Consider the following 14542-nt stretch of genomic DNA (forward strand, 5'->3'; position numbering starts at 1 on the left):
ACTATCAAAAATTGTCGGGGCGGCAGGATTCGAACCTGCGACCTCCTGGTCCCAAACCAGGCGCGATGACCGGACTACGCTACGCCCCGAGATTTTCTAATGCGGAGGGTAAGGGATTCGAACCCTTGCGACCCTTTCGGGTCGACAGTTTAGCAAACTGCTCCATTAACCACTCTGGCAACCCTCCTTTAGAAATTATTTTAAGATCGTTATCTGCTCAATTGCGAGTGCAAATATAGAAGACTTTTCGTTACCAACCAAAACTTTTTCTTCTTTTTTTTTCATATTTTTGAATCATAATAATCACTTAAACCCAATACCAATGCGTAATTCCTTATATTTCACAGCCTTAGGACTAACGATACTTTCATGTGGATCTCAGCAAAAAAATATAAAAAATAAAACTTCACATATTAACACAGCTCCCAAACCGGTTGTGCTGGAAAAAAAGCCAGCTATAAAAGCTGATGAAGGCGAATATTATAAAATTAATATTGCGGATATTACCAAGAATGACAACACCGTCAGTTATGGTTCTATAGTAAGTGCAAAACCTCTGGGCTATAAGATTGATAAAACTTATTTCCCTTCTTTGGGGCAAAACTTTCGCCAACGGTATGTTATTTTACATTACACGGCACTGGATGATGACAAATCTGTTTCTACGCTTACACAGCAATCTGTGAGCGCGCATTACCTTGTGAGTACCTTGCCAGATAAAGACATTTACCAGATTGTGGACGAAAACAAAAGGGCGTACCATGCCGGCATCAGTTTTTGGAGAAAAGACCAGCAACTGAATGACACGTCGATAGGCATCGAGATTGTGAACCGCGGCTACACCACCGATTCTGCCAACAACCGTGTCTTCTACCCTTATCCGGATGAGCAGTTCCGGAAAGTTGCTGCGCTGGTCAAAGACATCGTAACCCGTTATAATATCCCCCCAACCAACATCTTGGCACATTCAGACATTGCTCCAACCAGAAAGCAGGATCCTGGTCCACTTTTCCCATGGAAAAGGCTTTATGACGAGTACCAAATTGGGATGTGGTATGATGAAGCTACAAAACAAGCTTTACAGACGCAGATTTTAGCGAACGAAGAACTCGTAACCCAATACAACGATCCAGTATTTGTGTCCAAAATACAGCAGCAATTGGTACAATTTGGTTATAACTTAACAGTTAACGGAGCTTGGGATAAGGCAACCAAGCAAACTCTTGAAGCCTTTCAGTTCCATTTCCGCCCAAACAATTACAATGGATTGCTGGATGCCGAAACCTGGGCTATTTTGCAGGCATTGATCCAAAAATATCCGCAAAAATAGATGAAAATCAATCTAACAACGGAGAGATTACTTCTCCGCCCTGTTTCTGAAAAGGATTATGAATCTATTTTTGATCTTCAGACGATGGAAGAAACTGCGAGATATAACACTTCCAAAGTGCCTGAAAGTATCCACGAATCCAAAACTGTAGTCAACAATTGGATTTTTGAAAATCAAAAAGAGAAAATTACACGCTTTACTTTTGCAGTTGACCTCTTAAATAATAATCAATTCATTGGTCTGATTGGTATTAATCTGGGAAAGGAACACTACAAAAATGCAGAAATATGGTTTCAGTTTAATAAAGCGTTCTGGAATAAAGGCTACGCAACAGAAAGTGTCAAACGAATACTTCATTTTGGTTTTCAAGAACTGAAACTCCATCGGATTGAAGCAGGTTGCTCCGTCGCAAATATTGGATCAATAAACGTTTTAGAAAAGTCGGGAATGACGAGGGAGGCACACACCAGACAGTTGCTACCTCTACCATCGGGTTGGTCTGATAATTATGGATATGCTATTTTGGAAACCGATTTTTTAAATCATTAAAAATATACAAAAAACCCTCGAATTGATTTTCGAGGGTTTTATTTGAACAAGCTTAGTTTAATTATTATTTACTCAACAATAGAGAAACCCATTCTTCTCTCTGGATTTTCTTTTCGAGCTTCAAATGCTGTTCTGTACAGACTTCTAGGATATCATCCACATCAAAGAAACAAAGCCCTGACAACAGCAATTTCCCACCATCTTCTAACACAGAAACATAAGTTGGGATGTCCGAAATCAAAATATTCCGGTTGATATTGGCCAGGATAATATCAAATTTCTCTTTGCCAAGATTCTCCGCCGTGCCGAGTTCTATTTCCAATTCTACATTATTCCGCGCCGCATTTTCTTTGGAATTTTCTACAGACCATTCATCAATATCAATGGCAACGGTTCTTCCGGCAACTTTTTGTTTGGCAAAAATGGCTAAGACAGAAGTTCCGCAACCCATATCCAGCACTTTTTTGTTCTCCAAATCCATATCCAGCATTTGCTGAATCATGAGGTGTGTTGTGGGGTGATGGCCTGTTCCGAATGACATTTTGGGCTGAATCACAATCTCGTGCATTTCTGGATTAGATTCATGAAACTCTGCCCGAATAAGTACTTTGTCCTCCACATTGATCGGGGAAAAGTTCTTTTCCCATTCCTCATTCCAATTGATATTCGGCATTTCCTCGTAGGTATAGGAGATTTCAACCTCATCATTTTGCAGGATAAAAATATTTTTCAGTTCATCTTCATTAAAAATATCTTTCTGAATATATCCCAAGATGCCGTCATACTCTTCGGTAAAGCTGTCAAAACCAATCTCTATCAACTCTGCCATCAGTATCTCGTTCCAAGGTTGCAGTGGGTTTATTTTAAAATTAAATTCTAAGTAGGCTGCCATTTTTATATTTTCAGCAAATTTAAGTTATTTAAAAAACATTTCTATAAGGCTAATGTGACAAATCCTTTCATTGAGGCTAAGGTTCCTAGAGCATTTTTACTAATTAATTCATTTTGATTTGATATGTAAACCCGACATGAAACCATCTCCCAGGCATCGGCACAAGGCTTGTTTCGGTGTATTGTGCATTGGTAAGATTATTAATCAAAACATACAGATTAAGGTTTTTGTGACGGAAATTAATCTGCTCATCCAGCGTATTGTAACTTCCCAGGTTAACCCTTTCAGAATATCTGTATATCAGCTGATTGCTAAAATTTTTGAGAAACTTAACATCCAACTGCGCCACCAGTTGATGCCTCAAATTTTGTAATGCGTAGCGCGAAAAGGACTCATTTTTATATTGATTATCCAAATAGGTATAAGCCAACCTATAATTGAGGAACGGAAATAGCTGATGTTTGAATTCGGTTTCAAAACCTTTCAGGTTAATTTTACCCACATTCTCTGCTCTCCAAGGGCTTTGTGGAGACTGCTTAAGCCAGTCGATACCATTGTTGGTATTACTTATAAATCCACTGATTTTAGCCATAATTTTAGGATTCTGAAAACGGTATCCCAATTCCGAGGACACCGCCGACTCCGGTACTAAGTTAGGATTTCCGGTTTCTGTCGGACTTTTGTAGTACAAATCTGTAAACGTGGGAATACGGAAACCTTTGGATATGGCGCCAAAAACTTTGTGCTGCGGGTTGAAGATAAAACCAACATCTACACCGGGATAGAAAAAATTATCCCCCGAATAATTGGCCCAGCTTGCACCAGGATTAATCTCCAGTTTTTGGTTAAAAAATTTGAACTGGTGGTCAAAAAAGACCTGCGTAACATCCCTATTCCTGTCTCCAAGATTACTGCTCAAGAGATATTCTTTCCGGTAATCAACACCAATGCTTGTTACGCCAATTGATGATTGATACGTCGCATTTACCGTCCCACCCACATTATTACCGATGTGCATATTTCTATAGTAGGAAGGGTTTTGACGAACGTAGAGATACATATCCTGGCCTCTTCGCCAATAGACACTCCCGTTAACAGATAGGTTTCTGAATTTTTGCTGATATTGCAAACTCACCACAGACGCCTGCGTTTCCTCGTATTGGTTAACCGCAGTTGGCGTGGCATAAAAACCATTAGCACCAAACTTTTTCTCAGAAAAACCGGCCTGCAGACTTATATTTCCTTCATTAAGTTTAAATCTGTTTTGGTAAAAAACATTCCTAATCTGATAATCTGTATTGTATCGGTATCCGTCCGAAGCTCCATTGCTGACAGAAACAAGATTAGAAAATTTATCGGTACCAAAGGTTCCTGTTGCCGATAAATCATAAGTTTTATAATCGCCACCCTGCGCTTTTATTGCGACTTGTTCTTCTGCGGATGCTTTAGTTACAATATTAATAACGCCGGCATACACATTTTGCCCATAAAGTTTTGCCGATGACCCCTTCATAATCTCTATCCGCTCTACCGCAGAAATATCAAACGGAATATTGAAGGTATTATGCCCCGTCTGAGAATCATTCATTCTGATGCCGTTTATCAAAACCAGCACCTGTTCAAAAGAACTGCCACGGATGGCAATATCGCTTTGCACGCCATTTGACCCCCTTCTTCTGATATCCATACCGGTGTAAAATTGGAGCAACTCATCAATGCTGGTTGCAGGGCTATTCTTGATCTGTTCTTTGGTAACCACTGTTACATTTTCGTTGACATCATTGTACGGGATTGATAAAAACCGTCCCTGTAAATTCAGTTCATCAATGGTTTTTTCCTGGTTTTGCCCATAAGCGTTAATTGCCAGGACAGCAACCGATAAACCCGTTATAATTCTCTTCATAATATGACTTCATTTTTAATAATTGGCGGCAAATATAGAGATTAGCAGTGACACCAACCTAAACAATATGCTAAACATAATATTTGAAATCTTGTGAAAGCATCAATACTTAATACAATTTGTTATTTAATCTTCTTGATTTTAGTAATTTTCAAAACCATGACTTAATCCAAAAATCATAAGGCCAATCCTTTTAATTTTTCGTAAATTTGTTGGTCTTATTTTTACTATGGCTACAGCTTCAGAAATCGATATCAAAAAGTATATTTTCGTTAAAAACGCCCACCTCAACAACCTGAAACACATTGATGTTCTCATCCCGAAGAATAAACTCATTGTGATAACGGGTGTATCCGGAAGCGGAAAATCATCATTGGCATTTGACACCATTTATGCCGAAGGGCAGAGGCGCTATGTGGAGAGTTTGAGTTCTTACGCACGACAGTTTTTAGGCAAACTGGAGAAACCAAAAATTGACGATATCAAAGGGCTTGCACCTTCTATCGCCATTCAGCAGAAAGTGATTTCTTCTAACCCGCGATCTACAGTAGGCACCTCCACGGAGATTTACGATTACCTAAAGTTGTTCTACGCCAGAGTCGGCAGAACTTTCTCACCAATTTCCGGTGAAGAAGTCAAAAAAGACAGCGTTACCGATGTAATCAACTTTATCCGCGATTCCAAAAAAAGTGAAACATTTTTACTTTTGGCACCTTTGGTTTTTGAAGTGGAGCATTTTGCGGAGCAATTAAAAACACTCAAAGTTTCTGGCTTTACAAGATTGGAAGTCAACGGCAATCTTGCCGGTATCGAAGATTTGGAAAGTTTCGGATTCACGCCGGAAAAAGATATGGCAATCAACTTGGTTATCGACCGGTTTAGCTATGAAGAAGACGAAAACTTTTTACAACGTTTGGCAGACTCTATCCAGATGGCTTTTTACGAAGGCCGTGGCTATTGCGCAATCAAGAATACAGACAACGGAAAGATCCGGGATTTTTCCAACAAATTTGAGCTGGACGGCATTGTTTTTAACGAACCGAATGTTCATTATTTCAGCTTTAACAATCCTTATGGCGCCTGCCCAACCTGCGAAGGTTATGGCAAGGTGATTGGCATTGATGAAGATCTCGTGATCCCGAACAAAAACTTATCGGTGTACGAAGATGCAGTAGCATCCTGGCGCGGCGAAAGTATGAGTGAATGGAAAAAAGATTTCATCAAAAAAGCTAAAGATTTCCCGATTCATAAACCTTATCACCAGCTGACAAAAGAGCAGAAGCAATACCTTTGGCGCGGCGATAAAACGAGAAATTTCCCAAGCATCGATAATTTTTTCAAAATGCTGGAGGAGAATCTTTACAAAATCCAATACCGCGTAATGTTGTCCCGCTACCGTGGGAAGACTACCTGCCCCGATTGCGAGGGATTACGCTTAAGAGAAGAAACCAGTTGGGTAAAGATTGATGGTCATAATATCCAGTCGCTGATAGAACTGCCGCTGGACGAATTGCTGCCCCTGATTAAAGGTTTTAAACTAAATGATTACGACAAAGAAATTGCCAAAAGACTAACTTATGAAATCGAAACAAGGTTAGAATTTTTGACGAAAGTCGGACTCGGCTATTTGACACTGAACCGGACATCCAACACACTCTCGGGCGGAGAAAGCCAGAGAATCAACCTGGCAACCAGTTTGGGAAGTTCTTTGGTGGGTTCCATTTATATTTTGGATGAGCCGAGTATCGGTCTGCATTCCCGCGATACCGAAAACCTGATCGGCGTTTTGCAACAGCTGCGTGATCTTGGAAATACTGTTATAGTGGTAGAGCACGATGAAGATGTGATGCACGCTGCTGATTACATTATTGACATTGGCCCGGAAGCCGGTTATCTTGGTGGCGACCTCGTATTCAGTGGTAATTACAATGAAATGCTGAAGTCTGCAACTTTAACCGCCAAATACCTGAATGGCGAACTGGAGATTGAAGTACCTGCTAAACGAAGAAAACCAAAAGAATTCATCAAAATAAAAGGTGCACGACAGAATAACCTTAAGAATATTGACGTCAATGTTCCTCTGGAATGCCTTACTGTGATTACCGGCGTTTCGGGAAGTGGCAAATCAACGCTAATGAAGGAAGTGATGACCAATGCGATCCAAATCCAACTGGGAATGGGCGGTAAAAAAGCGGATTATGATTCGGTGGAGTTTCCAAAAAAGTTGATTCAGAATATCGAACTAATCGATCAAAACCCTATTGGGAAATCTTCGCGCTCCAATCCTGTGACTTACCTGAAAGCCTATGATGACATAAGAGATTTATTTGCCAAACAAAAATCGGCAAAAGTGCAAGGTTATAAGCCAAAACATTTCTCTTTCAACGTAGATGGCGGCCGATGTGACGAGTGTAAAGGTGAAGGTGTCATCACGGTATCGATGCAGTTTATGGCAGACATCGAGCTGGAGTGTGAACATTGCCACGGCACAAGATTCAAAAAAGAAATCCTGGAAATCAAATACGACGAGAAGAATATCTCAGACATCCTGCATATGACAGTGGATGAAGCGCTGGAATTTTTCTCGGAAAATCACGAAGAAAAAATTGTAACTAAACTGAAACCTTTGCAGGACGTAGGTTTGGGTTATTTGCAATTGGGACAATCCTCTTCTACCCTTTCGGGAGGCGAGGCGCAGCGTGTAAAATTGGCGTCTTTCCTTGTAAAAGGTGTCACCACGGAGAAAACCTTATTCATTTTTGATGAACCTTCCACAGGTTTGCATTTCCATGATATTAAGAAATTACTGAAATCGCTTCAGGCTTTGATAGAACTGGGGCATTCTGTAGTGGTTATCGAGCATCAGCCTGACATTATCAAATCGGCAGATTACATTATTGATGTTGGCCCGAATGCAGGAAAATACGGTGGCGAGATTGTTTTTACCGGAACACCGGAAGATTTGGTTAAAGAGAAAAAATCTTTTACCGGGAAATATATTAAGGATAAGCTCAAGTAGATTTTTATCAAATTTAATTTTAACAGATACGAAGTTATCCACAAAAAAATGTGGATAAGTGTGAAATTTTAACATTCAGTTTACATTTTGTATTGTTTTTCTTTCTAAATTTACCATAGAGATTTAAGAAAAATGATTACAAAATCAACTTTTGGTTTCATCAGAATTACTCAAATTACATTTGATATAAAAATCAAAGGATAGCATCGTCGGCTATCCTTTTTTGTTGTTGTCTAACTAAAAAAATGAGATGTTTTATCTACTGAACCGGCTTCTAAAGAGTCGGTTCTTTCATTTTAAAAACAAATTTATTGGGCTTCGACAAACTCAGCCTGGCAAGATTCATTATAAGTTAAATATTAAGAATGTCACATTTTGGCCTTTGGAAGTGTTTATGTAAACATTAAAAAAAGCCACTTCTTGCGAAGCGGCTTTTGTATTATTTTCAGATCAATTATTTAGCAGCTTGCACATTGATGCCAAGCTCGATATCTTTACTGATCATCCATTCTGCTGGATCGGTTTCATCAGTCCCGAATTTGATTCCCCAGTCTGCCCTGTTTACCGTAAACTTAGCTTCAATTGAGGTTTTACCATCCGCAACAGTCACTTTCGCAGGGAAAGATACATTGACTGTTTTACCCAATAAAGTCAGGTTTCCGCTAATGGTTTTGTTGGCACCAGCAACCGCATCTTTTGGAAGATCGCCCTTTACATCGTCCACAGAAGTGATTTTAAAATCTGAAGTCGGATTCTTAGCCACATCAAAAAAGTCAGGATTTTTTAAATGAGCCTCAAGATCAGCCGGTTTTTTATCTGCCTCGGTCACCGATGCAGGATTAACCTTTAGGCTGGTCATATCAATCACAAAATCACCTGATGTAATTGCATTATTCTCCACGGTAATTTCACCAGACTTAAGGTTCAAAGTTCCCCAACGAGGTGCAAATCCACCTTTGTGAAATGCCTTCCAATCAACATTAGAAGTTGCTAAATCAACTTTGTAGGAATCCCCTGTTTTTGCAGCAACTTCCTGCGCATCTTTAACAGATTCTTTTTTGTCATTACACGCTGTAAACATAAGTGCAGCGCCTGCCAACGCCAATACTGTTAATTTTTTCATTACTAAATATTTTTATTTTTCAGTTGCAAAAATAGGAAACCTATTCACATGAAGCATTGATGTAGATCAATAAAAATTTGACCATCGCTTTTAATTAGTACATATTAAAACTCCTCTAATGCTTTGGAAACGCCCAGTCCAAATAACGCAAAATCATAAATAGCAGGATCGTTGGGGTTATATTTGCGGAGAATCATATCCAGTTCCTCCACTGCTTTCCAGTCATTTTGTTTACGGGTTAATATACCGAGTTTTCTTGAAATATTAGCGGTGTGAACATCCAGCGGAACCGACAAAAACCGGGCATCAATATTCTCCCAAATACCAAAATCTACCCCTTTTTTATCTTTTCGCACCATCCAGCGGAGAAACATGATTAACCTTTTGGACGCGGAATTCTTGTAAGGAGAACTGACATGTTTTTGTCCCCGGTGCTGCTCGATGATAAAATAATTCCGGAATCGTTCTATGGAATGATAAAAATTGGTTTCATTTTCATTGATGAGAAAGACGTCTTCCAGACTATCAAACTGAGTATAAATTCGTCTGAAATTCTTTAAAAAGAAAATGAAATCCTCATGATTAAATGTCCTGTGAATCGCTTTTGATGGGATTTTATCCAAATCAGACTCTGTAAAATTCATGATAAAATCGTAAGGTGACTGCCCCATCAATTCCATCATTTTGTTGGCATCATTGATAATCGATTTTCTATTGCCCCAAGCAATACTGGCTGACAAAAAACCCGCGATCTCGATATCTTGCTTTAGAGAAAAACGATGTGGAATCTGAATTGGGTCATCGGTAATAAAATCCTGAGAATTGTATAATTCCGCTTTTTCGTTCAGCAGATCGAAAATATCTTCTTCTTTCAAATTCATTGTTCAAAAATACGAATTGTTTTTGTCGCAAAGGTGAAAGACAAACAATCATAAAACGAAAAAAGCCGCAAAGTTCTCATTGAAAACATTTGCGACTTAATTAATTATTGATTTAAAATCTAGATTTTAAAATATTTTTTATCTTCCGATTACTTCGGTTATAGGATTGCCAACATTACCACTTGGGAACTGGATGTGCAAAAGGGAAGAAACAGTTGGTGCAATATCCGTCATGAAATAAGGTTTGTTGCTCTCGCCATGCGGTATGCCCCATCCCATAAAAATCAAAGGTATGTGAGAATCGTAGGAATTCCAAACGCTGTGTGTAGTCCCAGTTTTGGAATAAGGCGGCAACATAGAATCATGAGAAATCAGCTGGATATCACCACTTCTTTGCCTGTTGATCCCATTGATAATTCGTTGCTTGATAGGCTCGGGAATAGTTGCTTCCTGAACCTTGGTAGTAGAAACTGCATACAATACATTGGGATCTTTTGTTATTTCCTGGATGGCAAAATCTTTGATCGCTTCCAAATCCAGTTTGTTATCTGCGATCAGTTTTCTGTCAAAATAGACCTGATAATTATCTATGGCATTAATCAGTTTGTCAACCCCAAATTTCTCTTTCAGTTTTGCGGAGACATTTTTCTGCATGCCTTCTCCAAAAAAGCCGGTCGCAATTTTATGTTCTTGAAGGAAACCAACGGAATGTGCCCCACCATGATCTGCGGATAAGAAAACCGTATATTGGCCTTTGCCCACTTTGCTGTCTAGATATTTGAAAAATTCAGCCAAATCCTGATCCAGTCTTAGATAAACATCTTCTACTTCTATAGAATTGGGTCCAAACTTATGACCGGCATAATCGGTAGAGGCAATGTTGATCGCCAGAATATCCGTAATATTGTCCCCGCCCAAATTTTCACCTTCTACAGATGCTTCCGCCAATTTCAGCGTGAGCGTGTTTCCAAAAGGTGTAGATCTGATATTATCTTTTTTGTCCTGATAATCTGCAGCAAGGTTGCTGTAAGGGAAAGTAGGCGTTTTTGCACTTCCCAACAAACCCTCCCAAGGCGAATTGTCGGGTGCACTCTCTGTGTACTGATTGATTGGAAGGAGTGTATTCCAGCCATTGGCAACCAGTTTTTCCGGAAGTTTTTGTGCATTAAACGTCTTTACCCAGGTAGGCAATTCATTCATATAGTACGAACTTGTGATAAAGTCCCCTGTAGAATCATCAAACCAAAAAGCGCCATTAGGCGTATGGCCGGCAGGTAATATAGAAGCGCGATCCTTCAGTGAAACGCCAATGACTTTACCCTGAAAATTCGTCGCCAACCTCAGTTCATCTGTAATCGTTGTAGACCACAGGTTTTTGGGTGAATGGCTTCCAATCTTCGCGTTAGTTGTGCCTACAGGTTTTACACTCTCGTCCGTGGTGCAATAAACGTTTTTACCGGTTTCCTTGTCCATCCAGTCATTTCCGGCAATACCATGGATAGCAGGAACAGAGCCTGTATAGATCGAAGTATGCCCCAAGGCAGTTACCGTAGGAACATAGGGGATATGAACATTATTAAGAGAATAACCAGTATTGAGGAGTCTTTTGAAACCATCATTCCCAAATTTGTTATAATAGCGGTAAAGATAATCCCAGCGCATCTGGTCTATAACAAGACCTACTACAAGTTTTGGTCTTTCAACATTATTTAATTTTGTTTTTTGGGCTTCTACATTCGCCATCGTGGCTACAGCCAGCAGGAGAATCTGAATTTTTCTGAACATCCGATTACTTTTTATTGCCGTCAAATTTACAGTTTTAAAAAGTTTTAGGAAAAGAACTGTATTAATTTTAATTAAAACTGTTGGCAATAAAAAAAGAACGGAAGTGATCCGTTCTTATCCATTGTAGTTATAAAAATTACTTTGCGCCACCCGCATCTTTCTCCACATCGGTTTTAGTATTTTCTTTAACTTTTTGGTTTCCAAAACGCTTCACAAAAGTCAGAGAAAAACCATACCAGTCCCATTTGTTATAGCTTTGAACAGTACCTATTTGGGTATAAGTAGTTGTGTTCATACTTGGTCTTTTAAAGATATTCATCAATTGAAGACTTGTCTCGATCTGTGAAACAGGGAAAATTTTGGTCACCGATATATTATGAAAATAATTATACTTATTAGAAACTGAATTCCCGTTATTTTGATTATCAACGCTAAACCAAGCGCTTACATTAATATTCTTGTTAAAAAGATTGGTGTAAGAAAGGTTAGCTGTACCACCCAGATAGCTGATGTAATTGTTGGCATTTCCTAATCCGTTTCTTTGGTTAAAATCGCTATTATCAATGTAATACCATCCAAGGCCGAGATTGACGTTCAATTTATTTTTTAAAAGATTCTGATTTGTATTGGCAAACAAGTAATATTTGTTCACCTTCCCTTTGAAGTTATCAGGAAACGTAATGGTTTTCAACAATTTCCCGTTAGCATCATATTCCTGTTGATAATTTTCCCAATAATCCTGATTGGTGAACGAGTATCTTGCAGAAAGAAAGTATTTTTTGAATAAACTCAGTTTCAACATAAATCGGTCATTCGGATTTGGGAGAAGCTCCATATTTCCACGGTAATAGATCCCTTCATTATTGGGCATTTCGAATGGATTAAATTCGGAAAACCAAGGTCTCCAAAGACTGTGGTTATAAGTAAAGCTCAAATCATAGTTGCTAGAAAACGCATATTTGAGTAAAACATTGGGCATGAAGCTACCATAAGAATCCTTCCTGCCATTGTTCCCTACATTTTCTCTGATTTTGAAATGAATGTATTCATAGCGCAAACCAAATCTGGTCTCTAATTTTTCAAAAAAGGTCTTGCTGTAATTAAGATATAAAGAATTGATGTTATCAACATAATGAAAATCACTTCTAAGGGTTTTCGAGCTGTCCATCAAATCAATATAATCATTCGGAATTACATTATTATTAAAATTAGCCTTGCCGCCAGCTTCCAATGTGCCACCTTTCCCTAGAGGCGTGGTGTAATCTATTTTGAAGTAATAATTACGGTTCTCAGCGTCTGTATTTATAAGTGTTTGCTGGGCAGGTGTAATCAAATTCCAATCTATGCTTTGAGAAGATTGAGTCGCATTTTTAAGAATCCTTTCTGCTCCGCTTTTTTCAGAATCATAATTAACCCCCAAATTAATATCCAGAATTTTATTTTTTTCTTTATCATAATACTTATAGAACAAATTGGTTCCCAAAGTATTATTGATTGAGGAATTTACCAATTTCTGATACGCTTTCTTTTGCAAAATATCATTGGTAAAGAAAGTTGTAAAGGAATCAGAATTAGCATCTCTATTGCCACGAGAATATTCCAGTACCAATCCCAGACTGTTTTTGTCATTCAACTCATACTCAGATGTAGAAGAAAAAGAAGGTGTTTTGTTGTTATAAGCACTTTGCGATTCTATCAACTGCCTATCTTTGTTAGCGTAATAATTGTAATCACTGGCATTTTTGATGACAAAAACATTGTCGTTATAGCTTCCTGTAAAGGTTTGTGTAAAATTCTTTTTGTGATAATTAAGATTGATACTGCCGTACTGGTTATTTTTGGTATTCTGTTTATTGGTAAGGGAAATACTCCCCTTAATCCCTTCATCATCTCGCTTTTTAAGTACAATATTGATTACAGCCCCAGTGGCTTCATACCTAGAAGATGGACTAGTAATCACCTCTACTTTCATCAGATTATCTGCAGGGATAGTTGCAAGATATTCTTTGAGCTCTTTGCCAGTAAATACGGTTTTTCTATCGTTGATATAAACCGTTACAGACTGGCCTTCTGCACGTATATTGTCGTTATTATCTATATTAACCAATGGCGTCATCCGCACAATATCCCATGTGGTATTTCCTGCAATGATAGAGCTATTTGCCACGTTAAAAACCGTTCTGTCAGCTTTATTTTCAACAGTCGGCTTCTTTGCGATTACAGTAACCGCTTCTATTTCTTTTTCTTTGGTCTTGATTGTGTCATTGGTCTGCGCCAAAGTTAACGTTGCAGCAAGCAATCCCAAGCTTGAAAAGATTAATCTCATGTTCAGTTTTTTATATAAGACAACAACAACAGAACATTTGTTACATCCAATTTTCATGAAATTGCTGTAAAATCGAATTTTAATTAAATTTGGACAAAATACTTTGAACATGAATCCAAAAGTAGACGATTATATTAATCAATCAAAACAGTGGAAGCACGAGCTGTATACGCTGAGAACCATCATATTGGACTGTGACTTGACAGAATCTCTAAAGTGGAGCAAACCATGTTACTCTTTTCTGGGGAAGAATATTGTTATTATACAAGGCTTCAAAAACTATTTTGCGCTTTTGTTTTTTAAGGGCGGAATTATGAAAGACCCTCATCACCTTTTGTTAAAAATGGGAGAAAATACCCAAGCCGGCAGACAGTTGCGATTTGAAAATGTTCAGGATATTCTGGATAAAAAGCAAATTATCAAAGACTATATTTTCGAAGCTATTGAGATAGAAGAACGGGGCGAAAAGGTTGAAATAAAAAAAGAAGCGATACCAATTCCCGAAGAATTTCAGATAAAACTGAATGAAAATCCCGAATTAAAAAATGCTTTTGAATCTTTAACGCCGGGAAGACAACGAGGTTATTTGTTTTATTTCTCTTCACCTAAACAATCCAAAACGAGAGAATCCCGTATAGAAAAATCCATCCCCAATATCCTTGACGGAAAAGGCATAAATGACTAAAGATTGAAAAAGGAAATAACAGTCCAGCCCTTAGAAGGAATAAACGTTC

The 14542-nt window shown here is 38.4% G+C and carries 10 protein-coding genes and 2 tRNA genes; 4 read left to right on the plus strand and 8 right to left on the minus strand.

The annotated features are described in order from the left end of the window. Positions 1 to 14: 14 nt before the first annotated feature. Both AC00Y6_RS00785 and AC00Y6_RS00790 read right to left on the minus strand, forming a co-directional pair. Positions 15 to 89 (minus strand) — tRNA-Pro (locus AC00Y6_RS00785). Between the two features lie 13 nt (positions 90 to 102). Further along, a tRNA-Ser gene (locus AC00Y6_RS00790) sits at positions 103 to 187 on the minus strand. A 135-nt stretch (positions 188 to 322) separates the two neighbouring features. Here AC00Y6_RS00790 and AC00Y6_RS00795 point away from each other — a divergent pair. Further along, positions 323 to 1330: an N-acetylmuramoyl-L-alanine amidase gene (locus tag AC00Y6_RS00795; RefSeq protein ID WP_474488714.1), complete on the plus strand. Its 1008-nt coding sequence runs from the start codon at positions 323 to 325 to the stop codon at positions 1328 to 1330. Then, the gene (locus AC00Y6_RS00800) at positions 1331 to 1879 is read left to right on the plus strand and encodes a GNAT family N-acetyltransferase (protein WP_474488715.1); all 549 of its coding nucleotides are present in this window, start codon (positions 1331 to 1333) and stop codon (positions 1877 to 1879) included. 64 nt (positions 1880 to 1943) lie between these two features. On the opposite strand, the gene prmA is transcribed toward AC00Y6_RS00800, so the two are convergent. Together prmA and AC00Y6_RS00810 are read right to left on the minus strand one after the other, a co-directional pair. Next, complete coding sequence (prmA, locus tag AC00Y6_RS00805) at positions 1944 to 2771, minus strand: 50S ribosomal protein L11 methyltransferase (RefSeq protein ID WP_474488716.1); 828 nt, start codon at positions 2769 to 2771, stop codon at positions 1944 to 1946. A gap of 103 nt (positions 2772 to 2874) precedes the next feature. Continuing rightward, entirely contained in the window at positions 2875 to 4674 is a 1800-nt protein-coding gene (locus AC00Y6_RS00810; RefSeq protein ID WP_474488717.1) for a TonB-dependent receptor plug domain-containing protein, read from the minus strand. 229 nt (positions 4675 to 4903) lie between these two features. Here AC00Y6_RS00810 and uvrA point away from each other — a divergent pair, with 229 nt between their 5' ends. Next, positions 4904 to 7693, plus strand: coding sequence for an excinuclease ABC subunit UvrA (gene uvrA, locus AC00Y6_RS00815; RefSeq protein ID WP_474488718.1), 2790 nt, complete (start codon positions 4904 to 4906; stop codon positions 7691 to 7693). 454 nt (positions 7694 to 8147) lie between these two features. Here the strand turns inward: uvrA and AC00Y6_RS00820 are convergent, their stop codons facing one another. From AC00Y6_RS00820 to AC00Y6_RS00835, 4 genes are all read right to left on the minus strand, one after another. After that, the gene (locus AC00Y6_RS00820; RefSeq protein ID WP_474488719.1) at positions 8148 to 8816 is read right to left on the minus strand and encodes a YceI family protein; all 669 of its coding nucleotides are present in this window, start codon (positions 8814 to 8816) and stop codon (positions 8148 to 8150) included. 104 nt (positions 8817 to 8920) lie between these two features. Then, positions 8921 to 9691, minus strand: a complete 771-nt coding sequence (locus tag AC00Y6_RS00825; RefSeq protein ID WP_474488922.1) for a TIGR02757 family protein — start codon at positions 9689 to 9691, stop codon at positions 8921 to 8923. 144 nt (positions 9692 to 9835) lie between these two features. Further along, on the minus strand, positions 9836 to 11482 hold the full coding sequence (pafA, locus tag AC00Y6_RS00830; protein ID WP_474488720.1) for an alkaline phosphatase PafA: 1647 nt from the start codon (positions 11480 to 11482) through the stop codon (positions 9836 to 9838). A 136-nt stretch (positions 11483 to 11618) separates the two neighbouring features. Then, the gene (locus AC00Y6_RS00835) at positions 11619 to 13808 is read right to left on the minus strand and encodes an outer membrane beta-barrel protein (protein WP_474488721.1); all 2190 of its coding nucleotides are present in this window, start codon (positions 13806 to 13808) and stop codon (positions 11619 to 11621) included. A 109-nt stretch (positions 13809 to 13917) separates the two neighbouring features. Between AC00Y6_RS00835 and AC00Y6_RS00840 the strand changes: the two genes are divergently transcribed. Beyond that, positions 13918 to 14493: a YdeI/OmpD-associated family protein gene (locus AC00Y6_RS00840; RefSeq protein WP_474488722.1), complete on the plus strand. Its 576-nt coding sequence runs from the start codon at positions 13918 to 13920 to the stop codon at positions 14491 to 14493. Positions 14494 to 14542 lie beyond the last annotated feature (49 nt).

It is taken from the genome of Epilithonimonas sp., assembly GCF_056329745.1.